22 protein-coding genes, 1 pseudogene and 1 riboswitch are annotated in these 23656 nt (G+C 38.8%); of the genes and pseudogenes, 19 read left to right on the top strand and 4 right to left on the bottom strand.

From position 1 onward, the window contains the following. The first annotated feature begins 4 nt into the window (after window positions 1-4). The 7 genes from AC4HCY_RS14470 (at window position 5) to AC4HCY_RS14440 (ending at window position 7986) form a co-directional block, all read left to right on the top strand. Complete coding sequence (locus AC4HCY_RS14470) at window positions 5-1912, top strand: portal protein (RefSeq protein WP_491094470.1); 1908 nt, start codon at window positions 5-7, stop codon at window positions 1910-1912. Window positions 1913-1922: 10 nt separating this feature from the next. Then, complete coding sequence (locus tag AC4HCY_RS14465; RefSeq protein WP_491094469.1) at window positions 1923-2270, top strand: ribosomal-processing cysteine protease Prp; 348 nt, start codon at window positions 1923-1925, stop codon at window positions 2268-2270. Between the two features lie 158 nt (window positions 2271-2428). Beyond that, on the top strand, window positions 2429-3406 hold the full coding sequence (locus tag AC4HCY_RS14460) for a hypothetical protein (protein WP_491094468.1): 978 nt from the start codon (window positions 2429-2431) through the stop codon (window positions 3404-3406). A gap of 20 nt (window positions 3407-3426) precedes the next feature. Further along, on the top strand, window positions 3427-4707 hold the full coding sequence (locus tag AC4HCY_RS14455; RefSeq protein ID WP_491094467.1) for a N4-gp56 family major capsid protein: 1281 nt from the start codon (window positions 3427-3429) through the stop codon (window positions 4705-4707). Between the two features lie 51 nt (window positions 4708-4758). Beyond that, window positions 4759-5220: a hypothetical protein gene (locus AC4HCY_RS14450; RefSeq protein ID WP_491094466.1), complete on the top strand. Its 462-nt coding sequence runs from the start codon at window positions 4759-4761 to the stop codon at window positions 5218-5220. Window positions 5221-5276: 56 nt separating this feature from the next. After that, window positions 5277-7772: a right-handed parallel beta-helix repeat-containing protein gene (locus AC4HCY_RS14445; protein ID WP_491094465.1), complete on the top strand. Its 2496-nt coding sequence runs from the start codon at window positions 5277-5279 to the stop codon at window positions 7770-7772. Between the two features lie 73 nt (window positions 7773-7845). Beyond that, entirely contained in the window at window positions 7846-7986 is a 141-nt protein-coding gene (locus AC4HCY_RS14440; RefSeq protein ID WP_491094464.1) for a hypothetical protein, read from the top strand. On the opposite strand, the gene AC4HCY_RS14435 is transcribed toward AC4HCY_RS14440, so the two are convergent. Then, entirely contained in the window at window positions 7972-8460 is a 489-nt protein-coding gene (locus tag AC4HCY_RS14435; RefSeq protein ID WP_491094463.1) for a hypothetical protein, read from the bottom strand. The two genes, AC4HCY_RS14440 and AC4HCY_RS14435, sit on opposite strands and share 15 nt — an antisense overlap. A gap of 176 nt (window positions 8461-8636) precedes the next feature. Here AC4HCY_RS14435 and AC4HCY_RS14430 point away from each other — a divergent pair, with 176 nt between their 5' ends. Genes AC4HCY_RS14430 through AC4HCY_RS14420 form a run of 3 tightly spaced genes read left to right on the top strand, consistent with a single transcriptional unit; the run spans window position 8637 to window position 11573 of the window. Continuing rightward, window positions 8637-9227 carry a hypothetical protein gene (locus AC4HCY_RS14430; protein ID WP_491094462.1) on the top strand — a complete coding sequence of 197 codons (591 nt, stop codon included), beginning with the start codon at window positions 8637-8639 and terminating at the stop codon, window positions 9225-9227. Window positions 9228-9239: 12 nt separating this feature from the next. Further along, window positions 9240-10757 carry a hypothetical protein gene (locus AC4HCY_RS14425; RefSeq protein WP_491094461.1) on the top strand — a complete coding sequence of 506 codons (1518 nt, stop codon included), beginning with the start codon at window positions 9240-9242 and terminating at the stop codon, window positions 10755-10757. 3 nt (window positions 10758-10760) lie between these two features. Beyond that, on the top strand, window positions 10761-11573 hold the full coding sequence (locus tag AC4HCY_RS14420) for a hypothetical protein (RefSeq protein WP_491094460.1): 813 nt from the start codon (window positions 10761-10763) through the stop codon (window positions 11571-11573). An 11-nt stretch (window positions 11574-11584) separates the two neighbouring features. Here the strand turns inward: AC4HCY_RS14420 and AC4HCY_RS14415 are convergent, their stop codons facing one another. Continuing rightward, window positions 11585-12169, bottom strand: coding sequence for a stalk domain-containing protein (locus tag AC4HCY_RS14415; protein WP_491094459.1), 585 nt, complete (start codon window positions 12167-12169; stop codon window positions 11585-11587). Window positions 12170-12298: 129 nt separating this feature from the next. On the opposite strand from AC4HCY_RS14415, the gene AC4HCY_RS14410 reads away from it, so the two are divergent. From AC4HCY_RS14410 to AC4HCY_RS14390, 5 genes are all read left to right on the top strand, one after another. Continuing rightward, complete coding sequence (locus AC4HCY_RS14410) at window positions 12299-12424, top strand: hypothetical protein (protein ID WP_491094458.1); 126 nt, start codon at window positions 12299-12301, stop codon at window positions 12422-12424. Window positions 12425-12438: 14 nt separating this feature from the next. Then, a complete protein-coding gene (locus AC4HCY_RS14405; protein WP_491094457.1) occupies window positions 12439-13668 on the top strand; it encodes a hypothetical protein in 1230 nt (409 codons plus the stop codon). A gap of 11 nt (window positions 13669-13679) precedes the next feature. Continuing rightward, a complete protein-coding gene (locus tag AC4HCY_RS14400) occupies window positions 13680-18302 on the top strand; it encodes a hypothetical protein (RefSeq protein ID WP_491094456.1) in 4623 nt (1540 codons plus the stop codon). A 71-nt stretch (window positions 18303-18373) separates the two neighbouring features. Then, window positions 18374-18841, top strand: coding sequence for a phage holin family protein (locus AC4HCY_RS14395; protein ID WP_491094455.1), 468 nt, complete (start codon window positions 18374-18376; stop codon window positions 18839-18841). Continuing rightward, on the top strand, window positions 18841-19641 hold the full coding sequence (locus tag AC4HCY_RS14390; RefSeq protein ID WP_491094454.1) for a glycoside hydrolase domain-containing protein: 801 nt from the start codon (window positions 18841-18843) through the stop codon (window positions 19639-19641). Before AC4HCY_RS14395 ends, AC4HCY_RS14390 begins: the two co-directional genes overlap by 1 nt. A gap of 8 nt (window positions 19642-19649) precedes the next feature. Here AC4HCY_RS14390 and AC4HCY_RS14385 read toward each other — a convergent pair whose 3' ends face one another. Continuing rightward, window positions 19650-20006 carry a hypothetical protein gene (locus AC4HCY_RS14385; protein WP_491094453.1) on the bottom strand — a complete coding sequence of 119 codons (357 nt, stop codon included), beginning with the start codon at window positions 20004-20006 and terminating at the stop codon, window positions 19650-19652. A gap of 96 nt (window positions 20007-20102) precedes the next feature. Between AC4HCY_RS14385 and AC4HCY_RS14380 the strand changes: the two genes are divergently transcribed. Together AC4HCY_RS14380 and AC4HCY_RS14375 are read left to right on the top strand one after the other, a co-directional pair. Further along, on the top strand, window positions 20103-20258 hold the full coding sequence (locus AC4HCY_RS14380) for a hypothetical protein (protein WP_491094452.1): 156 nt from the start codon (window positions 20103-20105) through the stop codon (window positions 20256-20258). Between the two features lie 107 nt (window positions 20259-20365). Next, window positions 20366-20755 (top strand): annotated as a pseudogene (locus tag AC4HCY_RS14375) (manganese catalase family protein); the annotation flags it as partial. 57 nt (window positions 20756-20812) lie between these two features. Here the strand turns inward: AC4HCY_RS14375 and AC4HCY_RS14370 are convergent. Next, entirely contained in the window at window positions 20813-21145 is a 333-nt protein-coding gene (locus tag AC4HCY_RS14370; protein ID WP_323430832.1) for a hypothetical protein, read from the bottom strand. 161 nt (window positions 21146-21306) lie between these two features. On the opposite strand from AC4HCY_RS14370, the gene AC4HCY_RS14365 reads away from it, so the two are divergent. Together AC4HCY_RS14365 and cobT are read left to right on the top strand one after the other, a co-directional pair. Then, window positions 21307-22236, top strand: a complete 930-nt coding sequence (locus AC4HCY_RS14365) for a patatin-like phospholipase family protein (protein WP_323430833.1) — start codon at window positions 21307-21309, stop codon at window positions 22234-22236. Between the two features lie 74 nt (window positions 22237-22310). Beyond that, window positions 22311-22502: riboswitch (cobalamin riboswitch) on the top strand. 82 nt (window positions 22503-22584) lie between these two features. Next, window positions 22585-23652, top strand: a complete 1068-nt coding sequence (gene cobT, locus AC4HCY_RS14360) for a nicotinate-nucleotide--dimethylbenzimidazole phosphoribosyltransferase (protein WP_323430834.1) — start codon at window positions 22585-22587, stop codon at window positions 23650-23652. The last annotated feature ends 4 nt before the right edge of the window (window positions 23653-23656 follow it).

Below are 23656 nucleotides of genomic sequence, written 5' to 3'. Positions count from 1 at the left end.
AACCATGGAAATTAAACTAAATGCGCTAGGTCATACCTTGCAAATAAGTCCTCAGTCTATGAGCAAAATGGATAGAGACACAATTTCCAAGGGCATTGAGATACTGAAAAAGTATAAAAAGGGCAAGGAAAACCTTGAAAGCCGTATTGTAGAAAATGAAAAGTGGTATAAGATGCGGCATTGGGATCTGATAAGGAATAAACAGAAAAACCAGGACCCGGAACCAACTACAGCATGGCTTTTCAATTCACTGGCAAATAAGCATGCTGACGCAATGGACAACTATCCGGAGCCGAATATTCTTCCCAGGGAGCAAACAGACGAGGGGGAAGCTCAAAACCTTTCGGATATCATACCGCTAGTCATTGAAAAGAATAAGTTTGAAGGAACATATAATGATGCATGGTGGTACAAGCTTAAGAATGGTACCTGTGCATATGGAGTGTTCTGGAATAAAGAGCTTGAAAATGGACTTGGCGATATAGATATCCGTTGCCTGGATCTTCTCAATTTGTTTTGGGAGCCAGGGAAGAGAGATATACAGAAGTCCAGAAGCTTTTTTATTGTTGATTTAGTAGATGATGACATATTGGAGGAAGAATATCCGCATCTGAAAGGCAAGCTCCATAACAAGGTTATTGATGTTAAGCAGTATGTTTATGATGATACCGTTGACACCACAGATAAGAGCGTAGTCGTGGATTGGTACTATAAGAAAAAGTATGGAGGCAAATGGATTCTCCATCTTACAAAGTTTGTAGGTGAGAATAAGATATGGAGCTCTGAAGATGATGAACTGTATGCTGAGACCGGCATATATGACCATGGCGAGTATCCGGTCATATTTGATGTACTATTCCCCGAGGAAGGCTCACCATTTGGATTTGGATATATAGATGTCATGAAAAATCCTCAAATGTACATTGATAAGCTGGACCAGATCATAGTAAGAAATGCACTGCAGGCCGGTAAGAAGAGATGGTTTGTCAAAGATAATGGCGGTATAAATGAAAAAGAATATGCAGATTGGAATAATGATTTTGTGCATGTAACAGGCTCTGTAAATGATGACAATATCAAAGAAATACAGGTTAAACCGCTTGATGCTTTCATAGTCCAGCACAGGCAGCAGAAAATAGACGAATTGAAAGAGACTTCCGGGACAAATGATTTCAATAGAGGCAATTCCGGCGGTGGGGTGACAGCAGCTGCAGCTATAGCAGCTCTTCAGGAAGCCGGAAATAAACTGGCTAGAGATATGATAAAAGGAAGCTATAGAGCATTCACTGAAATCACTTATATGTGCATTGAACTTATCAGGCAATTCTATGATGAAGAGCGTAAGTTCCGTATTGAAGGACCCAGTGGAAGACCTCAATATGTATCCTACAGTAATGTAGGGTTAAAGCCTCAGGAGTTACCGCCGGCATATGAGGATGAAGGATTAATGCCAGATCCTGAAATGCTTGCCATGGGACAAACTGTTATGGTACCTGACCCGAATTATGAGCCTAAATACCGTAAACCTGTATTTGATATTAAGGTAAAACCACAGAAGAGTAATCCATTCAGTAGAATGGCACAGAATGAACTTGCCAAAGAACTTTACGGAGCAGGATTTTTTGACCCAACGAGAGCAGATCAGTCGCTTATTGCTCTTGACCTCATGGACTTTGAAGGAAAAGAATCAATCATTGAAAAGATATCCCAAAATCAGACACTTCTTATGCAGTTGCAGCAGATGAAGCAGACCATGGATAAGATGGCCATGGTTATAGAACAGATAACAGGAAGGCCTATGACAGATGGAGATATAGAAGTGCAAAGAAGAGAAGGTAATGTAAAAACGCTGCAAAATACACAGCCAACATATGCTGAGAGAATAGCCCAAAATGCTTCAGTTAATGTGTAAGGAGGATATTATGGTTAATGCATTATTTAAAATCACTCCTGAAGAAATCTCTCTGTCAATGACAGGCCATGCAGACTATAACCCCGGTAATGATATTGTGTGTTCTGCTATTTCAGTCTTGGCATATACTCTTGCTGGTGCTTTGGAGAATATAAAAGCCAATACAAATCTTAATGATTTTGAGTTGCAGCATACGGAAGATGAGGGTGATTTCCTTTGTAAAGTGTCAAAGGTTGAATTATATGCAGAATATAAGATAAAAACCATATTTCAGACCATTTATATAGGTTTAAAACAGATTGAGAACCAGTATCCAGAACATATAAATATCATTTTAGTGGGTGATTTTTCATCATAGACGACAAGTATTTTATATGATGTTATATTTTAAGTGTAATCGCAGGGGAGGCCGGAAGCATTAGTATTTGAAATGATATATAAGAACATGCGGAAACGCATCCCCTGGACGATATACTGACCCACTCGAAAGCGAGCGAATTTTAGGAGGTAATCTTTATGAAGAAATTTATATTGCTCCCGATAAATTTAAAAATATTTGACGGACAGGCTGCAGGAGCACCAGAGGCACCAGCGGCACCGGGGGCACAAACGACTGATACCACAGTTAAGCCTGGGGGCAGTCACCAGGCAGTAAAGGGCGAACAGGTTGTATATGGGAAACAGCCAGAACCGAAACCCAGCGAAGGGGATAAGGGTGCAACCGTAACAGATGGTCAAGCCGCCATTGACCAAATGACACCGACACCGGAAGAGCGAAGAGCTCAGTTTGAACAGCTTATTTCTGAAGAATATAAGGATTTATACACAGAACGCACACAGTCAATCATTGACAAGCGGTTTAAGGAAACCAAAACGCTTGAAACACAGTTAGGAACTCTAAAACCTGCACTTGATATTCTTATGGATAAGTATAATGTAAAGGATCCTTCAAAGCTTACCGAAGCAATCATGAACGATGTAGAATTCCTTGAACAATTAGCAGATGCAAGAGGCATGACGGTAGACCAATTTAAAAGAATGAGACAGCTTGAAGCTGAAAATGAGTCGCTGAGGATTAAAGCTCAAACTGCCGAAGCTCAAAAGAAGATGGATGAGCAGGTTGCCGATTGGTACAAGCAGGCAGACGAATTGAGAGGGACAAAAGAGAAGCCCGGGTTGTATCCTAACTTTGATTTGAGGGCAGAGACACAGAACCCGCAGTTTTTATCTCTTCTAAAATCCGGCATTGACCTAAAAACAGCTTATGAGGTTATTCATATGGACGATATTAAAAGCAATATCGCCAAAACTACTGCAAAGACTGTTGAGAATAATGTAACAGCAAACATTCAGGCAAAAGGCATGCGCCCTGCTGAAAACGGTGTCAATAATAATTCAGGTGTCATAGTTAAAAATGATGTCCGTCAACTAACAAAGCAAGATAGAGCTGAAATAGCCAGAAGAGCTCAAATGGGGCAAACAATTACTTTTTAGCCCAAAAGGGGGTATCTATAATGTTTAAGAAAATATTCACGGCGTTGCCAATAAACCTTAAATTATTTGATAACACGAACGTAACAACACAGACAGGAGAAGGTCAGGATCTGTCGCCAGAGATGAAAACCTATTACTCCGATTATCTGATTGACAATGCTGTTCCTAAGTTGGTTCACGACCAGTTCGGACAGAAGCACCCAATACCTAAAGGCGGTGGCAAGACCATTGAGTTTAGAAAATACTCACCATTGCCAAAGGCCCTTACTCCTTTAACCGAAGGAGTTACACCTTCCGGTAGAAAACTCAATGTATCTGTTATCACTGCAACTGTGGCTCAATATGGAGACTACATAGAGCTTTCAGACATGCTGATGTTGACGGCAATAGACAATAACATGGTTCAGGCAACTAAGCTATTGGGCAATCAGGCCGGAGCAACATTGGACACAATCACTAGAGAGATACTCAACGGAGGCACCAATGTACAGTATGCAAATGCTCAGGTCTTAGCAAGATATAAGCTTGTTGGTGGAGATTCAACGCCAGCAAATAACCACTACTTATCAGTAGCAGCCATCAAAAGGGCAACAAGGACGCTGAAGGTTCAAAATGCAGAGAAGATAGACAATTACTTTGTAGCAATCATTCATCCTGATGCTGCATACGACATAATGAATGACAAAGAATGGATTGACGCTTCTCAGTATGCAGGCTCAACTCAGATATTCGAAGGAGAAATCGGTAAGATTGCAGGAGTCAGATTTGTAGAATCTACTGAGGGCAAAGTATTCCATGCAGCTAACTTAGTTGCTTCAGGTGCAAATGCAAAAAGAAATCTTACAGTCGCAAGTTATCTGAATAAGGTTATTACAATTGATGAAGCGCTGTCGGCAGGAGATGCTGCAGCTTTGATTGGCAGAAAGATAATTGTTAAGGGTTATCAGTATACAGTAGCTGAAGCTGCCGCAGGAGCAGCAGGAGCGGCAACGATAACAATTACAGAAGCTCCAAGCAGCAACCCTGCTGACAACGATGTAATATATCCCGGTGAAGCAGGAGCAGCAGGTAGGGACGTATATTCTACCTTGGTTCTCGGTGAAAATGCTTATGGCACAACCGAAGTAACCGGAGGCGGTTTGCAGCATATAGTTAAGCAGCTTGGTTCTGCCGGATCCGCTGACCCGCTCAACCAAAGGGCAACTGTAGGCTGGAAGGCTACAAAGGTAGCTGAAAGACTTGTAGAAGGCTTCATGACAAGAATAGAAACCGCTTCTACATTTGAAATAGGGGCTAATTAGGGGAGAGGGATATGATCCCCTCCCTTTTACACTCAAAAAGGAGATGATTATGTGATTAATCTTAGACTGTTTGGTAAATCTGATGAAGATAAAAGTAAGGAAACACAGGCTCCCACACTTGATATGGAGGCATATGAGGAAAAACTCAATTGCATACTTGAAGCAGCGCAGAAAAAGGCTGATGAAATAATCGCCGAAGCTGAGAAAAAGGCTGAAAACATTGCAAAACAGAAAGTTACAAAGGCTGCTACTCCTAATGCAGATAAAGAATTTGAAGCATACATGAATGAGAGGGTTCCTGTGTATCTATTCAAAGACAACAACAAGTATAAGGATGATGTGCCTGTTACAGTAAACGGTGAAACCATCCTAATACAGAGAGGAAAACAGGTACAAATACCAAGAAAATTTGCTCTTGTACTGGAAAACTCTCAAATGCAGGATGCATTTGCAGCAGATCATATGACAGCCTTAGCAGACCAGTACAAATCAAAAGAGCCATTCCTGATTTAACAAAGAGAGGGGAAGAGACAAAGCGCTCTTCCCTTTTTTAGAAAGGTGGTGCAGGTATGATACAGAAAGAATTTTATGTTCAACTTCAAGTAAAACAGCAGATTCCAAAGAATGTTGGTACTGTGGTACAGAATGATATAAATGGAAATAGGTTTATTGTCTCTTTAATTGATGGTGTAAATCCGGTTGATATTACAGGATATACAACAATAACATTTACGGTTCTAAAGCCTGATAATACCTACTATGTAGATTCCATAGGCGATAGGATTGTAGTTATTAACCCCAAGAGAGGGGAATTGAGCATTATTTTAGGTACCCAAGCAGTTACAAAGCCAGGGTTATGTCAGGCAGTTATTGAAGTATGGCAGAACAATATCAGGATAACCTCTGCAAAGCTTATTTATTTGGTAATACCGGATATATCATATGGAGCTGATCCAACTTCTGAATCAGATTATCCAGCACTTTTATCACTTATGAGCCAGCTCTCGTCTGCAGAAGGATTGAGAGTAACAGCTGAAGATGGAAGAGTATTGGCAGAGACCGGCAGAGTAAATTCTGAAAATTCAAGGATACAAGCAGAGAATATAAGAGTGGCAAATGAAAATGTAAGGCAGTCACAAGAGGCTATACGCCAAGCCAATGAGGAATTAAGGAAACAACAAGAGACTTATAGGCAGAATAGCATATCAGATATAGAAAATAGATTTTATAATCTGACTGCTGAACAGCAGCAGGACGCAGAGGTAATAGACGCAAGAAAAGGCAAGGCGAGTCTAAGAGCAAAGATTGATGATATTGATTCACAACTGGCAGAAACTCTGGCAGAAACTGTGACAGGTTGGTATAATGGTGTGACAAGTTTCGGAGTGCCTATAGATGGAACGTCAGATGCTGCTATAAAAATTAACAATGCAATAAATACTGTAAGTGTTACTGGTGGTGGGGTTGTGTTCTTGCCGCCAATCAAATACAAGCTTATTTCTTCTCCAATAATAATGAAAAGCGGCGTAATACTGTATGCCCCAAGTGCTACTTTCGATATGTCAGAGGTTAAACTATATAATGGGTCAAAATATGGCATATATGCCTCTGGTACTGTAGGGGATTCAATCTTGCTCGCATCTGATGCGACGAAAGGGAAATACAGCTTCGACCTTGCGTCAGTAATAGGGTTATCCGTAGGGGATTGGGTGCAACTCGCAACACAGGGCGTAAATTATTATCCTTATAAGAGCGGATATGATATGGATCGTGGTGAGATTAAGAGGATTAGAAAAATAGATGGGAATACTGTCACCTTTGAAACTGCAATCTATGATACTTACACAGTGGCGAACGCAGCATTTGTGAAGAAAGTCAACTTTGTCGAGGATATCCAAATTGAAGGTTTGACGGTTATAGGTGACCAAAGTCCAGAATCAGCAGAGTACGGAATCTATCTCAAATACGTTAATGGTTTCAAGATAAAAGATTGCAAGTTGCAAGACCAAGACTACTATTTAATTGGACTTGTTTCATCCATCCGTGGTGAGGTAAATGGTTGTGAACTAAGGGCAACACACTATAATGGTACGCTAGGCAGTATTTTTTACGGAATAGCTGTTGTTAACTGTTGCCAATGGATTCGCATACATCACACCCATGCAGAAAGAGTGAGACATCATACTGTTACAGTCGCATACTCAACTGGGCAAGGACTTTGGGGGCAACCTAGATTTATCAATGTAGATGGCAATATGGCAGTTAATATGATGGCTGGGGACGCAGGTCGTTCATGGGCGTTTGAACATCATGGTGCGGGCGATGCAATCATTTTTGACAGCAATATAATTGACTCATGTTATAGCGGGTTTAACCTTGAAGGCGGCGGCGTTACAATATCTAATAACATCATACGAAACTGGAGAAATAACGCAATTGAAATCGATCTTGATGGAAAAGAATTTAAGGACATAGTGATTATCGGCAATGAGATCAAAGACAGAACGACCGAAACAGGATCAACCGGAATTAATGCTATAACAATGAATTTCACCTCTACAGATGTGATTGAAAATATTAAGATAGCTGACAACATTATGAATTGTGATTTGACTGCGGGGTTTGGAATATCAATTAATTCTGATGCATCACTCGATGCGATAAATTTTGTAGTTTCAGATAATGAGATTAGGAACACATCTGATAATCTCGGAAACAGTTATGCTATCTATGTCAGCAATGTAAATGACATTAAAGTGCGTGACAACGATATTTATGACACCAGACAAGGTATACATGCGGGTGGAGAATCAATGTTAATAGAAGGAAACTCTATTGACATAATAAAAAGTAGAACGTTGACGGGAGGATATGCAATTTATATTGCAAAAAAAGATTGTTGGATTAATGAAAATAAAATTAGAAGAAGTTTTTATGGTGTTACTGTTATAGCAGGACTAACAAATATTATCATTGCTAATAATATAATATATGCCGATAGTGTCACTATATCAGATGCAGGGACAGGAACGACCAAGCAAAACAACATCGAAGTGACGTATTAGAGATATATTGCAAAGCAATTACAAGGCTCAAACATCATAATATAATTATATTTACTTTGAAAGGATAATAATTATGGAGATAAATAATGATGAATTAGAAAAACTTGTACAAGAAATCTTTCAAGTAATACCCTCTTATTACGATAAAAAAGAAGCAGATAAGGTAAAAAAACTGATTTTGGATTTTCTGAATAAGTTGCTAGAGCAAGGGTAATAATTTTGACTTTGCTTCATTTAAGGCTCTGATTATATGACGCTTTAAGTAAATTCTTTGCTGCCCAAAGAAAAAACAGACATCATCCTCATAATCAGAGCTGATAATGATATCACCAATAGACATTAAGTTGCATTTGCCAAATGAGATATTAAATGTAGCTTTTACTTGGTCAGGAATTACGAAATGGTGAGGTAATTCAGGATGGCACAAAGCATCTCTTACAAATTTAATTAGATCAGTAACATCTTTAATTTGGTCAGATATCAACACATCATCTTTGAAATTGATGCGTGTTGCATATTTTCCCGATTTGTACATTAAATCTCTTAAGCAAATAAGCACTTCAATAAAAGCAGCTTTCACAAAAGGATTTCCAATGCTTTGGTTTGAGAAAATGTTAGTAGATATTATTTTTTCTATGCTTGAAATATCTGATTCAATATCAGTTTTACTAAAAAAATCAATATTCATATTTTCACCCCCTTTCTTGTTGTAGTATTTCAATAACATATAGTGGAATCCTTTTATTGTCGAATAAAATCTTATTGAGTTAGAGAGCTTACAGAAGTAGGCTCTTTTTATTTTACCTTCTAAAACGACAACTACCATATGCAAGGCTATACTTTAGATAAAAAGGGGGTGCTCTTATGTCTACAATTCAAGAAATAATAAATCGAGTTGATGAAATAAAACTGAATACATACTCTGAAAACGCAAAGACAACATGGATTAATCAAGTTGAGGGATGGGTAAAGGATAAGATCATACAGACATATGGATATTTTGATATTTCCAGAATCAAAGGGCAGGCTGCCTATGATTTGCCTTCAGGAGTGTCATTTTCAAATATTGTTATGGCTTATATGGACAAATACCCTATTCATAAGCTTGATGCTAGAAGCCATGAAAAGACAGGCTATTTCCTTGGTGCAGATGGCAAAATTAATATATATCCAGAGCCAGGGCAGGACGATACCACTCCAAGGATGAGATTTGTCTATAAGCTATCTCATATACCATATAAATATCCGGAGGATAAAGATGCAGAGCTTTTGGTATCATCACCTTATGATGCTATCTATGAAAATTATGTCTATGCCATGATAGATTGGCACAATAGGGAGTTTTCTGCTTATAACAATACCATGGCCATGTATAACGAATCATGGAGAGAGTTTGCAAACTGGTACAAGCAGAATAATCCTATACCACCTACAAAAGTAAGCAACATATGGTAAGGAGGGGAGATTATGATATTGCCAATGGCAAGAAGCCAAGTTCAAAAGTCTAAAAAGTATCTGATTAATTTCAAAGGATACAATAATAATCCGGTAGTAGAAGAGGGGGAGCTGATAACTATGAAAAACCTCTCCTCCTCCTTCTCTCCTTGTCTTTCTCCCAGAGAATCAAGGGCAGTTGTTGCGACTTATTCAAATCCCAAGGACCTATTTGCAAAAGAAAAGCTTTGCGTAGTCAATGGGACAAGTTTTATGTATGATGGGGCAGTAAAAGGGACGGTTACGTCTGGAGAAAAGAGCTTTGTTTCCATGGGGGATAAGATACTTATGTTCCCCGATAAAAAGTATTATGACACAGTGGAAGATACCTTTGGCTCATTAGAAAAATCTTATGTTTCCGGAGCCGGCAATATTAATTTTGATACGAATACTATCACAACCTCAGGCACAGCTTTTTCAGGATTCAAGGTAGGGGATGGAGTAATTATATCCGGATGTGTTGATTATCCTGCTAATAATAAGACGGTGATCATAAGGGAAATAGAAGATTATATGCTGACTTTTTCAGAAGAGACCTTTGAGCCCGGTTATGAAAGCGGCAATGTCACAATAAAGAGGAAAGTCCCGGATATAGATTTCGCCTGTGAGTATAACAACCGCTGCTGGGGAGTCAAAGGCAATAATGTTTATGCTTCAAAGCTGGGTGATCCTTTTAACTGGAATGTATTTGATGGCCTTGTGACTGACTCATGGGCTGCAGATGTAGGCACCGATGGGGATTTTACAGGCTGCATTGCTCATGCCGGCCATGTGATTTTGTTCAAAGAGTATCATTTGCACAAGGTGTATGGTTATAAGCCTTCTAATTTTCAGATTGTCACATCTGCTGTGCAAGGTGTTCAGGCAGGCAGCAGCAAATCTGCTGTGATAGTCAATGAGACATTATTCTATAAAAGCAGAGCTGGCATCATGCTATATAGTGGTGGAGCTGCCAATTTAGTATCCGAGAAGTTCGGAAATAAGGTGTATTCAAAGGCTGTAGCCGGTACTGATGGCCGTAAGTATTATGTTTCTCTATATGATGGCTCCCAATGGACTTTATTTGTATATGATACCTGGACAGGCATGTGGCATATAGAAGATAACTTCCAGGCAATAGCCTTTGCCTTTCTTGATGGCCATATGTATGGGCTCGCTGATAAAAAGCTGTATAAGTTTAATTCAGGCAATGAAGTTGTGGAATGGGAGGCAGTTACAGAAGAATTTACGGAGGTGGTAAATGAGAAAAAGGGACATAGCATGATAGGCATAAGAGCGGATCTGGATGTAGGGTCAATACTAAATGTCTATGTAAAATCAGATAATGGAGAGTTTCAGCTATTGCGAACTTTGGATACTCCGCAAAAGAGAACCTTTGTTATTGCAGTACAACCGGCCAGGGCAGATATGTTTCAGATTAAGCTTACCGGGGTTGGTAAGTGCAAAGTGTATTCACTTATAAGAGAATTTTATTATGGAAGCGAGGTATAAAAAATGGCATTATTAACTTCTAGCATGCCTAGAATGGATATGACTGATATTCCAAGAGCTGTAAGACGATTAACTGATTATGTATACCAACTTAGAGAAGAGTTAGAGTATGTGGCAATGAATTTGGACAGTGATAATGTGACTGAAATACTCACTAATATAACTAAGGTAAAAAGTGAGGATGGTACAACCGAAATAGTAGGGAATACGCTCAAGCAGACGGATACCAAGAAAACCAGACTCATAATGGGGTATGATAAGGTCCATAAGCAGTTCAAGTTTGAAATGTATGATCCAAATCAAGTAAAAACTATCTATATGGATGAAGATGGTCAGATAAGGCTCAGCGGTAAACCTTTATTGACTATGCATGATGAGCAAAATGTACTCAGGGCAAAGCTTGGATATGATAAGGAGTTAAAACAGTTTGTATTTGAGCTTAATAATGCTGAGGGGGCACATGCTATATATCTGGATGATAATGGAGAGGCTGTATTTGCCGGCAGCATTAATACAAGCAAGAATGCTATTGTAGGAAACAATTTGTATTTAGGTGGAGCAAGCCCGGATACTCCTAAAATGATACGATTCAATGAAGGAGCTTCTATATCAAGCAACAGCAGAAATATCATAATAAGCGCACAGGATACCAGTATAGACAGCTTATCGGCGGGTAATCTTGCGGTAGCTTATTCAGCTAGTTTTAATGGGCCAGTATATGGCCTAGATGCTGCTGGATATGCTACAAAACAATATGTAAATGATAAAATTAATGACTTGAAGGCTTGGGTAGAGGAAAACTTTGTACATGTATAAAAAATGGGGGATTATTCCCCCATTAACTCTTTAAATAGCTCAATATTATAATATGTAACTGCTCCTACATAAAAATATTGTGATTTATCTTTAAAGTTTATTGTTACCTCTTTACCATCTTTTACATAAATAGTATCAGTTACAATAGGTACTTTATAAGTAATATTATGTTTTTTAAACAAATAAAGTTCAGTGACATATAGTTTATCATTATATTTTATTCCCTTATCATATTTAAGACCTTTTTCATCAAAACCCATATCCACATATTCAGCTCCTATAGGAAGTCCAGTTATAGGATCATATTCAATCTTTGAAGCTGTGCTGCTGATGCTTTTGGGCATATTGAACTTAATCTCTATTTTCTTATCCACTTCATTATTTACCACTGTAGCACCTATAAGTTTTGCCACGTCACCTATGGAAACAAATGTCCGACCATTTATATTATAAGATTCAACTTCTACCTGCTGTCCATTTATATAGATAGGGAATTTATTCAGAAATACAGCCAGCGCATCTTCTGCAAAGCCGGTCATGAATATTGTTGATAAAAGTATCAAGCATGTAATAAAGCCGGCGATAAATCTTTTCATTGCTACACCTCCAAACTACTATCATATTCTTGTTAATCTCATTATATACCTATTCAGGTTAATTATACAAGCAAGGACGAACAATTATGGAACAAGTGATATTATATGCTTAAAAAGGGGAGTGGTAATATGTTGACCGCAAAACAGTGTGAGTTTTTATTAAAATTATTGGATGACCAGCCTTTCAAGGGTATAGACACAGCAACGGAGATAGTTGAAATCAGTAAGGCTCTTGAAGAAATGAAGAAATCGTAAGGGGGTGAATTTATATGGCTGTAGGAAAGAAGAAATATGATGATGTGGCGGTCAGGGATTATATAAATTTATATGGCGGCAAGAATTACGGCGTCAAGAATTCAGACATTGATTGGGTGCAGGATACCAGTGAGCCTATAGGCGGCTATGTCACTATAGGCGGGACGAAAGTGGCTTCTCCAACATACGGTGAAGATGGCAGGTCCTATATGAATGAATCCGCTCTCAAAGATGCAATAGATAGATATGCAGTAAATCAGGGAATAAAAAAACCATATGAAGCGATGGAACCTCCAAAGATGCAGGATAGCCCTTATTCTGGTCAAATCGATAGTCTTTTAAATGACATTATGAATACGAAAAGCTTTAGTTATGATCTGGAAAGTGATCCAAGCTTCCAAGCCTATAGGGATGTTTATACAAAGCAGGGAGACAGAGCCTTTACAAATGCTATGGGTGAGGCTGCCGGGCTTACTGGAGGAAGGCTAAATTCATGGGCTATGACGGCAGGATCTCAGGCAAGGGATGTGTATAACGACAGGCTCATGGAGAGGGTGCCTGAGCTTGAAAGGCTTGCTTACGATATGTATATGGGTAATTTGAATCAGAAGATACAAAATCTTAATATGCTGCAATATCAAGACCAGACTGCTTATAACAGACATAGGGATACAGTAGGGGATTATCAGACTGACAGGCAGTTTGAATATGGAGTGGATCGTGACCGAAGAACTGATTATCAAGTAGATAGACAGTTTAATTATGGAGTAGAAAGAGATAAAACCAGAGATGAACAGTGGGGAAAAGAATTTGATTACAAGGTTACAAGGGATAAGGTATTAGATGAACAATGGCTTAAAGAGTTTGACGCAAATGAAAGGCAGAGAATAATTGAAAATGCACAGCGGAATAGGCAGATTTCTGTAACTGAAGCCAATTATTTGCTCAATAAGAGCGAATCCGAGTGGAGCAGGAACCCGGACAATCCGGATAACAGATACAAAGAGGCTCAGATTCAAAGCATGGGTAAAAAAACGAGTTACAAAGATGATCCGGAGTTTGCAGATGATATTGCCTATGTAAACAGCAATAAAGATGAGGCTTACAATGAGCTTATTTCAAATCCAAAAGAATTCATAGACCGGTATGGCTATGATGGATATAAGGAACTTTTAAGAGTTGCAAAACCATCTGCATCTGCCACTGATATTAATAAACTGCTGAACCAGTATGGTATAAGATAGGGGGTGTAATTATGGGAGTGTTTGAAAAGCTTAAAAGCTCTGGAGGGAATTCTTCCAGGGCTAAAGATATTGATGATAAACCTATAGGTATATTCCGCAGAAATAAAATGATGAATGATTACGATAAAGTGGAATCAAATAGACTAAGCAATTACCAAGCAATAGAGGAAAGAAGAGCAGCAGAAGAAAGCGCAGGAATAGGAAGTAAACAATATAATGCCGATGCTCCGATAGTTCAACCTCCTATCACAACAACTGGTGTAAAGAATGACAGGCAGAGATTTAGACCTGCCGTCATAGGTAAGAAAGGAGAAATAAATACTCCTGGGCCTGGAATTGGTGAAGTAATAGGCAAGTCACTTCTAACAGGTATGAATAGGGCAAATATGCAGGCAATAAATGTGCCTAGGATGGTACATAAGGGTATAAGCAAAGCCTGGGATGCTATAACTCCTGATTTTCTATACAAAGAAGAAGAGGATCCATTGACTAAGGTATTGGATAGAGGTGTTGAGCATTTTGAGAAACAGGCAAATGATACAAGACAATCATTAGGAGAGCTAAAGGGTTTTAAGAACTTTTTAAATGCCGGGCTTGAATCATTGCCCACAATATTTATGACTGGTGTTGCAGGTGCCGGGGTGGGCGGAGGGGGCAATGCCTTAGGGCAGTCCGCAAAAATTGCGCCTGAGATAGCAAGGATGATTCCTTTCGGGGCATCTGCCGCCGGTGGATATGCCAGAGATGCAGAAAAGGAAGGAGCTTCTTATACCCAGCAGGTCCTATATGGAACCTTAAGCGGTATTGCTGAGATGGCAACAGAGGCTCCGGTTGTGGAAGGTGTATTGGATACCGTATCTAAACTTGGTGCCGGAGAACTCATTGAAAGCGGTTCAAAGAATTTTATTGGCAAGTATGGAAAGTTAGGCTTAGCATGGCTGTCCAATACTTTGAAGGAAGGCCTACAAGAGGTAATTGTTGAACCTATAACAGGGACCATAAAGAAGATGACATATGATAAGAATACTCCTTTATACGGTGAAGATGGAATAATAGATCCCAAGGGAATGGGCTCTGCCTTTTATGGTGGTGTGGCTATGAGTGTTGTACTTGGAGCGCTAGGTTTACCTGCATATGCTGCTTCAAGGAGACTTATTGAAAATAAGATTGAGACAGGCCAGCCATTAGATAATAAAACTATAGAACAAGCAAAGGTTTTGATGAACCAAGATATAGAAAATCTGGAGGCTAATCAAAATGTTTCAGGAGGAGTATTTTCGAAACTAAAAAATGAAGCCTTAACAGAGGATAATGCAAACAATAATATGCCTTTAAATTCGCCCACAAAACCCCCTATAAACTTAGAAGATGGCATAAGCGATACAAATATATTATCAGACCAGCAGGAGGCAAATCTTCCGCAAAATACTGGAGTATTTGCCAAGCTTAAAAATGTACAAGAGAATATGCCTGATAACCTTTCTTATGATGAAGGTATTGCAGAGAATAAACCTGAAGAAATGCCTTCACAATTTCAAGGAAAAACTCCGGAGAGTGAAAAGCTTGGAATAGTTCCTCCAGGAATGAGGGAATATGCTTCCATAGATAAGGAGTTTACTTATTCGGATCCTGAGCTTGAACAGCAGCATAAGGAGAATAAGCTTAATAAGAAAACACATGTAGAAAAAATATCTGAATGGGCTGATTTGTTTAAACGTCAATTTACTAGGGCCTACAAAGATATAGAACCATCAGCTCAAAATGCAGAGATAATAAAAGAATTGGTAAGGTATCCTAAGATCAAAGCCATGACCGCAGATGAAGCGGCAAGAGTCATAAGGGATATAATCGATAGAGAAGGAGCCTCCCTATCGAATGAGGAATATAACCGCTTTGAAAGATATGTATTTTTAAATGACCTAATGGAAGAGGTAGAGCAAGAGCACACATTACCTGGGCTATGGACCGAGGATAATGTAAAGTTGGAGCATGAACGGCTAAAGGCGGCCTTGAATGATAATATTGTGAATGCGGTAAAGAGAAGAGAACAGCATATGGAGAAAATCAAGGATGATTATATCAAGGCTATGTCTGACATAGGATTCAATGCAGAAGATAGATTTACCCGAAAAAACTATTTCAGGCACCAGGTCCTTGAATACATGAATTCTCAGAAAATAACAGGCTCCGGCAGCAGGGTTAAGGTTAATAAGAATCGTGGTTTCACAAAAAGGAGAGAAGGTACTCATATGGCCATCAATGAGAATTACCTACAGGCAGAATATGAAGTGCTTTCCAATATGCTGAATGACGCTGAAACAGCCAAAATGCTTGCAAGGATAGAAAAGAATTATAGCATCAAAGAGCAGCTAAAGAAGAAAGCGAATGTCTTAAATGAAGAGGCTATTCAGGATATTATTGAACAAGAGAAAAAAACAACACAAATGAGTAAAACTGAAATAATATTGAAAGAGCACAATAAAAACATAGCTATAGGATTTGGAAGGCTGCAGAAGTTAGCAGAGAAGGGAGAGCTTTGGGATGGTAACGGTAAGTATGCCTCAGCTGTTGAATCAATAAGGAAGGGCATACGCAATGTAACGGATGGCGGCAAAGTATTTGACTATGTATCAAAACTTATTAATCAGAAAGATGTATCCGGGCATCTGGATGCCGCCTTAATATTAAAGAATGTGAGCAATCGCAAGAAATTTATACAGACTACTCTAGATAAGAACTTTTCTTCCTGGGAAACTGTTATTCCAGAGGGATATACAATCTGGCAGCCGATAGTTGGAAAGACATTTTTCTCAGCTAACAGCATAACTGATAAACTGGCCGAGGCTCTATTGACAGGATACTTTAAAGATTTAGGAGCATCAGACCTTAAAGTGAGGAAGGTGCTGGCAGTGGGACAGAATTTGAAAGAATATGTTATCCCCGAAGGCATAGCAAAGACATTGGATAGCGTGTATAACTCCACTGTAAAAGATGAAAATGCTGTGAGCAAGATAGTAAGTGTGCCATTAAAGTACTGGAAGGGTTGGGTATTGACGGGTAATCCCAGGCAGGTAATCAAGTATAACATAAGAAATATAACCGGCGATCTTGATGGGCTTATAGCTTCAGGTGGGTTTGGCTCCATGAATCCCAAATATGTTACACGAGCTGTAAAAGAACTGTATGACGCAATGAAATATATGAATTTTAGTCCTGACTTGCTTGAATGGAGAGATAAAGGGGGATTCCAGAGCCTTCTATATGCAAATGAAATTGCAGATGTAAATGATTTGCAGATATTCAGAAAGTACAATAAAGAAGCTAAAGCAAGTGTATTGAGCAAAGTAATACCTATACCCAATACTTACTTTGAGTTTACAAGAAATCTTACTGATTATAGAGAAGGTCTGATGCGATATGCTTCATATCTGTACTTCAAGGACCAAATCAAAGAAAACGGAGGCAAACCAAAAGGTTACGGAGCTTCAAATCCCCAAATAATTGATGGCCTAAAGAGTGTAGAAGATAAAGCTTATCAGCTAAGCAAGGATGCACTAGGAGCATATGATGAAATAACCGAATTTGGACAGGCTATGAGGAAGTATTTAATTCCCTTTTATTCATGGAATGAAGTCAACTTTAAGAGATACAAAAGAATAGTTGAAAATGCTGTCAATGACATTAAGCTACAGCAGGCAGCCGGAGATAAGTTTAAGAAATCCCTTGGCTTATCCGGATATGTTTCAGCTAAAACAGTGCTGCAGCTAGGCAAGATTGCAATAAGGGTAGGAGCGTTGAGCGCTTTGCTTCTGGCCTGGAACAGTATTGTAATGCATGATGAAGAGGAGGAGCTCCCAGAGAGCATAAGAAGTTCTCCGCATATTACGCTTGGAAGAAATGATAAAGGCGAAATCTTATACTTTTCAAGGCTTGGTTCACTCAATGATTTGCTCGAATGGTTTGGCCTTGATACTTTGGTACAGGACGTAAAGAATCTGAAACTAGGCAGAAAAACAGCAGGTGAGCAAGTGTCAGATATGGCAATATCTCCACTTAATAAATTGGTACAAGGATTGGCGCCATTTCTCAAGACTCCTGCAGAGCTTTTGTCAAAACAATCATATTTCCCTGATATAAGAGAACCAAGAAGAATAAGGGATAGGGAAGAGTATATTGCAAGCAGTCTTGGAGTGGGTGAAGAATATAAAAGAATAAAAGGTCTGCCGATAAATGAGTCTTATCTGGAAAGCTGGTACAAGGCTTTTATCTATAAATCTGAACCAAAGAAATCCGCTTATTATAGAATACTCGACCTTAAAGCCAAGTTTGAACAGAAAGAGTTAAAGCAGGCTCCGTCTTATGGTTATAGTGATAACGAAAAGTCAAAGGATCTGTACTATTTCAAATTAAGCCTCAAATATGGAGATAAGAAAGCAGCAGAGAAGTATCTTAAAAAATATTTTATAGAAGATGGTGGCACAACAAAGGGCCTCGCAACAAGTCTCAACACTATGAGCCCAATTTATGGCTTAAATAATGAAGAGCTAGAAAGATTTGTTGTATGGCTCACTCCTGAAGAGCAGAAAGATTTAAAGAAAGCATTGGAGTTTTATGGTGAATTAGTTGGCGAATAGCGCTCATAGACGAGCGCTTTTTATTTTTGTGCTATTATGATGGCGTAATCAAATATGAAGGGGTGATTCTGATGAAAGAATATGCAGGAACAAAGAGTTTACTCGGTATTATAATGACGGTATTTGTTTACCTGTCAGGCTGTTTTAATGAGTTGCTTGTAATCCTCACCATGTTCATAATAATGGACTATATCTTAGGGATTCTGGCAGCATTTAAAACAAAAAAGCAGTTCGACAAAGAGATTGCGATTTGGGGAGCTGTAAAGAAGCTTCTGTATGCTGTAGTATTGGTTATTGGTTTTTCGATAGACTTTATTATTGTTTATTTGTCTCAGAATGCAGGTATTGAACTACCGGTCAAAAGTTTGTTTGGTATAGCTGTAACAGTATATTTAATTGGTACGGAGGGCTTTAGTAATATTCGAAATTTGATGCTTATAGGGGTGCCGTCACCAAAGTTTTTACTGCAATTCTTTGGACTTATTAAGGATCAAGCCGGGAGAATCGTACCTATGCCAAAGGAAGAGGGCGAAGCCTGATGAAGGGTTTAGATTTTAGAACACCATTAAGCACTGCAAAAGCTAAAGAGCTTGCGGATAATGGAATACAGTTTGTATGCCGGTACCTGGTACCTGAAAGGCTTAGGTCAAAGAGAATAACAAAAGCTGAGGCTGAGGCAATAACAGCTGCCGGCATGCAGATTGTAAGCGTATATGAGACAACTGCAGATAGGGCAAAAGGCGGTTCGGAAGCAGGTAGGGCAGATGGAATAGCAGCATTGAAGGAAACTAAGATTGTAGGACAGCCTGTCGGCAGCGCAGTTTATTTTGCAGTGGATTACGATGCTCAACTGGCAGAATATGATATCATAGAAGCATATTTAAGGAATGCATTTGCAGAGCTCCCGGGTTATGCGGTGGGTGTATACGGCTCTTTTGCCATAGTAGAAGAAATGGCAAGGCGCAAAGCATGCACACATTTTTGGCAGACATATGCCTGGTCCCGTGGAAAACTATCAAGCCATGTAAATGTATATCAGTATAAAAACGGTGTAAAAGTGTGCGGCATTACCTGTGACCTGAATGATTCATTCGGTAATGAAGGATGGTGGCAGGTCGCAGAAAAACCGCGTATCACAAAATTACTTAAGGATGGCATGAAGGGTGAAGAGGTTAGGATATTGCAAAACATGCTGAACAGCCTGGGGTATAAGCTTACGGTTGATGGGGATTTCGGCATAATCACTCAAGGAGCTGTCAAAGATTTTCAGAGATCACGTGGACTTGTAGTAGATGGCATAGTAGGGGCCAAAACATGGGCGAAATTATATGAAGGGTAGCTATTTGGCTACTCTTTTTTTATAGCTATTTTATATATAAAAAATGAATAAGCTGCTATTGAACTGATTATAACTCTAGTAGACCAAGGGTCATAAGAACTAAAACCAATTAATATAACAAGAATACTGGCTATAGTTCCCCAAATTGTATTAAATAGAATATCATCTTCATTTATTTGCTTCCCTTTAATATGATCTAACAGTGTAGGTAATGAAACATGGTATATAAAAGTAACAATATATAAGGTTAAATCACTAAAACCTGATTTGCTTGCATAATAAATTGTTGCTGAAGGCGCTAATATAACAAAGTATACAGAAATGCCTACACAAATATTAATAATCTTAACCATAAATGATAACATAAAATAACCCCCTTTTTAATTCATTATACTATATTGTGTTAATATATAAATAAAAAGGAAGTTAAGAAGTTTATATGATGTACAGGAGTGAGTAAAATGACTGTAGTTCAAGAATATAAATTCGGCAATACAAAAGTTTTAATTTGTGATGATTCTTTTAAATCTCCTAAAGAGATAGAACAAATTGAGCAGAGAATTGCCAATATTGTATGGAGATATTTATCAAAAACAGAAAAAGATGATGAAGATTAGTTTAGATAGGAGGCTATATTAGGTGCCTACATAAAAGAAAAAGACCATTTATTTTGGTCTTTTTTTCACTATATGCCCTATCTTATTATTATAAGGGATAACATAATGGCACAGAAGAATTGGCCCACTGGGAGATAATTGCGACTTTGATATATAAAATTATAGAAAGAGCAACTCCAAAGCAGCTGGAGGAAGCAAGCCTGGGAGCTCATTATGTTCAGCACGGCAGGGACCTTTATCCCCATGATGCATCCGGCGTACCATGGACGGCAGCATACATTCAGGCTATTGAAGACCCTATAGCAAATCTGCATGAAGACATGGCAGCAGAAGAAAAAGCCAGAACCACATATGAGCATCTGATCCAATCCACCAATGATAGGGGTGTGATTGAGACCTTAAGCTTTTTAAGAGAGAGAGAAGTCGTTCATTTCCAGAGGTTTGGTGAGACTTTGCGTCTGGTTCAGGAACATTTGGATAGAAAGATGTACTATTAATAAATCCGGCTGAGAAGCCGGATTTATTAATAGTCTGTTACATGAATGCCTATCTTGTTAGCATTTGCATTGATTACTTGATTCCAGAAGTTCATCTAATATTGTTTCGCAATCTACTATGATAGAGCAGATGCAATCCATATCTACAAATTTGAATTTATCATGATAACGGAATACTGCTAAATCACCTATTACCGCTACCAGGCATGCATCTTCCAAAATGCAGTCTTCACAAGTATTTTTTAGTATGGCAGTTACCCTATTCTCATCATCTTTTGCCAATAAGCAGAGAAGCTCTCTTATGCTATCAGGAAAATTCTTTACTCTGAACTCTTTGCATTCTCTTCTGTCGTAATCCTTACATTCTTTTTTGCAGCAGTCTTTACCCATATGCGCTTCACCTCCCAATTGTAGGTGCCCTTCACCTGCTGATTCAGGTGTTGTTCACCTCTAATACCATAATATTTTTTCAGACCTAAAGTGTTACAAGTCTTTTTATAAATTTTGGACTTATTAATAATTATCTATTTTAAATATAGGGGGTTTAAGAAATGAAATTGGGCTTAGTTTTTTCCGGAGGTGGAATCAGAGGGCTTTCTCACATAGGAGCCTTAACTTGTTTGACGGAATATGGATTAAAACCGAAGATGGTTTCAGGCTGCAGTGCAGGAAGCATCATTGCCGGGTTATATGCAGCAGGAATAGCTCCAAAAGATATGGAAATGTTAGCATTGAAGAATATTTCGCAGATCATTGATATAGATTATAAGGGGATATTTAAAGCCATAGGGAATTTTATTGCAAATAAAAATGCAGAAGGAACGTTAAGCGGCTTTATTAAAGGCGATAGGATTGAAAAAACAATAGATAAAATTTTGAATGGTAAAAAGATGCATGAAGCAGATATATTTCTTGCTATACCAGCTGTGGATATCAATAGAGGCAGGACTGTAATGTTTGTCAGCCGGAAGGTGCCCCAAGAGAATGAGAAGGCATTATATATCGATGGGATCAAAATATCGGAGGCCATAAGAGCAAGCATATCAATACCTGTGATATTCTGCCCAAAAAAAATCGGGGATTATTCTCTTGAATTGGTGGATGGAGGATTAGAGGATAATCTGCCCTTTGAAATAATCATGAGCATGGGCGCTGATAAAATATTATGCTATGATCTGGGATATAACGGGCAATTAAAGAAGGGCATAGACAATATTTTTGAGATAGCATCCCAATCTCTAAGTATTTTTAGTTATACAATCACATCATTGAAAAAAGAGAAGTATGGGATTGATGATTTGAGCAGCTTCAGAAAAAGGAATTTGAGGCATGTCAGAAATAAAAAGGAAATACTGATTCTAAATCCCGGTATATATGATGTTTCAATATTGGAGACAAAAAGAGCTCCTGAGATGATAGAAAGGGGATATGAGTTTACAAAAAAATATGCTAATGATATATTGGAATTCATATACGGGTGATACGGGCAGGCTGGCATGAACGCCAAAGCGAATTAATAGATTGACTCAGTTTTTTAAAAACATTATAATTAGAGCAATAGAATATCATTTTTGGTGCCTTAGGCATATATTGAATGCATGAGGTTAAAAGGGAAAGCAGTTAAAACCTGCTGCAGCCCCCGCTACTGTATATGGGATGAAATCCGACTATGCCATTGGGGAACCGAGAAGGCAGGAGAGTAAGATGAACCATGAGCCAGGAAACCTGCCAATTATCGTTTCAACCTTCGGAGGGAGGGGATGATCATCTTTTCATATTCCCACACTGCAGGTGTGGTTTTTTATTTTGATTTAAGGAGAAAGGTTTGAATGAAGGATTTGAATGAAATACTGGAAGGCATAGAAGGAAGCTATGAGCATGCCAAAATTAAAGCAAAAGAAAGATTGGACAATCTGGCGAAACCTTTAGGAAGCTTAGGGCAATTAGAAGAAATCGCAATAAGGCTTTCAGGCATAACAGGCAAGATCAGCAATCCTATGACCAATAAGCAGCTTATAATAATGTCGGCAGATAATGGTGTAGTAGAAGAAGGAGTGAGCAGCTGCCCTCAGAATATAACGGCAATTCAAACGATCAATTTCATAAGAGGGGTTACAGGTGTGGGGGTATTGGCGAAGCATGCAGGAGCCAAGCTCAAGGTTGTTGATATAGGAATCAATGCAGATATTGATTATCCCGGCTTATATAAAAGGAAAATCAGGAAAAGCACATGGAATATGGCCAAAGGCCCTGCCATGACGAGAGAAGAGGGCTTAAAGGCTATAGAGACAGGCATAAATATGGTTGAAGAAGCCTTCCGGGAAGGGGCGCAGGTTTTAGGCACCGGTGAGATGGGGATAGGCAACACGAGCACCTCAAGCGCTATTATAATGGCTTTTACAGGATGCGATGCGGATGAGGTTGTAGGCAAAGGTTCCGGTCTCACGGGAGAAGGTTTTGAAAACAAAAAGAAAATTATAACCCAGGCATTAAAAATCAATAATCCGGACAAAAATGACCCCATAGATGTGCTGTCAAAGGTCGGAGGATTTGATATAGGCGGTATGGCAGGCTGTTTTATTGGGGCTGCATATTATAGATTGCCTGTTTTGATTGATGGCTTGATATCTGCGGCAGCCGCGTTATTGGCATATGAGCTGAATCCTATGACCGCGGATTATATGTTCACTTCTCATTGTTCAGCAGAGCCCGGATATAAGACAATAATAGACATATTAGGATTAAAGCCTATGCTTAATCTGGATATGCGGCTGGGTGAGGGAAGCGGCTGCGCCATAGCTTTCAATATTTTGGAGGCGGCTGATGAAGTGATCACAAACATGGCAACTTTTGAAGAGGCCTCAATAAAAAATGATTATTTAATCGATATAAGGTAGGGAT

This window comes from Lutispora sp. QWL-02 (assembly GCF_058315355.1).
This window is presented reverse-complemented; position numbering and strand designations above follow the sequence as displayed.

Excerpts from the sequence above, each read along its gene's own strand:
- AC4HCY_RS14470 (WP_491094470.1), top strand. The coding sequence starts at position 5 with ATGGAAATTAAACTAAATGCGCTAGGTCATACCTTGCAAATAAGTCCT.
- AC4HCY_RS14465 (WP_491094469.1), top strand. The coding sequence starts at position 1,923 with ATGGTTAATGCATTATTTAAAATCACTCCTGAAGAAATCTCTCTGTCA.
- AC4HCY_RS14460 (WP_491094468.1), top strand. The coding sequence starts at position 2,429 with ATGAAGAAATTTATATTGCTCCCGATAAATTTAAAAATATTTGACGGA.
- AC4HCY_RS14455 (WP_491094467.1), top strand. The coding sequence starts at position 3,427 with ATGTTTAAGAAAATATTCACGGCGTTGCCAATAAACCTTAAATTATTT.
- AC4HCY_RS14445 (WP_491094465.1), top strand. The coding sequence starts at position 5,277 with ATGATACAGAAAGAATTTTATGTTCAACTTCAAGTAAAACAGCAGATT.
- AC4HCY_RS14440 (WP_491094464.1), top strand. The coding sequence starts at position 7,846 with ATGGAGATAAATAATGATGAATTAGAAAAACTTGTACAAGAAATCTTT.
- AC4HCY_RS14435 (WP_491094463.1), bottom strand. The coding sequence starts at position 8,460 with ATGAATATTGATTTTTTTAGTAAAACTGATATTGAATCAGATATTTCA.
- AC4HCY_RS14430 (WP_491094462.1), top strand. The coding sequence starts at position 8,637 with ATGTCTACAATTCAAGAAATAATAAATCGAGTTGATGAAATAAAACTG.
- AC4HCY_RS14425 (WP_491094461.1), top strand. The coding sequence starts at position 9,240 with ATGATATTGCCAATGGCAAGAAGCCAAGTTCAAAAGTCTAAAAAGTAT.
- AC4HCY_RS14420 (WP_491094460.1), top strand. The coding sequence starts at position 10,761 with ATGGCATTATTAACTTCTAGCATGCCTAGAATGGATATGACTGATATT.
- AC4HCY_RS14415 (WP_491094459.1), bottom strand. The coding sequence starts at position 12,169 with ATGAAAAGATTTATCGCCGGCTTTATTACATGCTTGATACTTTTATCA.
- AC4HCY_RS14410 (WP_491094458.1), top strand. The coding sequence starts at position 12,299 with ATGTTGACCGCAAAACAGTGTGAGTTTTTATTAAAATTATTGGATGAC.
- AC4HCY_RS14405 (WP_491094457.1), top strand. The coding sequence starts at position 12,439 with ATGGCTGTAGGAAAGAAGAAATATGATGATGTGGCGGTCAGGGATTAT.
- AC4HCY_RS14400 (WP_491094456.1), top strand. The coding sequence starts at position 13,680 with ATGGGAGTGTTTGAAAAGCTTAAAAGCTCTGGAGGGAATTCTTCCAGG.
- AC4HCY_RS14395 (WP_491094455.1), top strand. The coding sequence starts at position 18,374 with ATGAAAGAATATGCAGGAACAAAGAGTTTACTCGGTATTATAATGACG.
- AC4HCY_RS14390 (WP_491094454.1), top strand. The coding sequence starts at position 18,841 with ATGAAGGGTTTAGATTTTAGAACACCATTAAGCACTGCAAAAGCTAAA.
- AC4HCY_RS14385 (WP_491094453.1), bottom strand. The coding sequence starts at position 20,006 with ATGTTATCATTTATGGTTAAGATTATTAATATTTGTGTAGGCATTTCT.
- AC4HCY_RS14380 (WP_491094452.1), top strand. The coding sequence starts at position 20,103 with ATGACTGTAGTTCAAGAATATAAATTCGGCAATACAAAAGTTTTAATT.
- AC4HCY_RS14370 (WP_323430832.1), bottom strand. The coding sequence starts at position 21,145 with ATGGGTAAAGACTGCTGCAAAAAAGAATGTAAGGATTACGACAGAAGA.
- AC4HCY_RS14365 (WP_323430833.1), top strand. The coding sequence starts at position 21,307 with ATGAAATTGGGCTTAGTTTTTTCCGGAGGTGGAATCAGAGGGCTTTCT.
- cobT (WP_323430834.1), top strand. The coding sequence starts at position 22,585 with ATGAAGGATTTGAATGAAATACTGGAAGGCATAGAAGGAAGCTATGAG.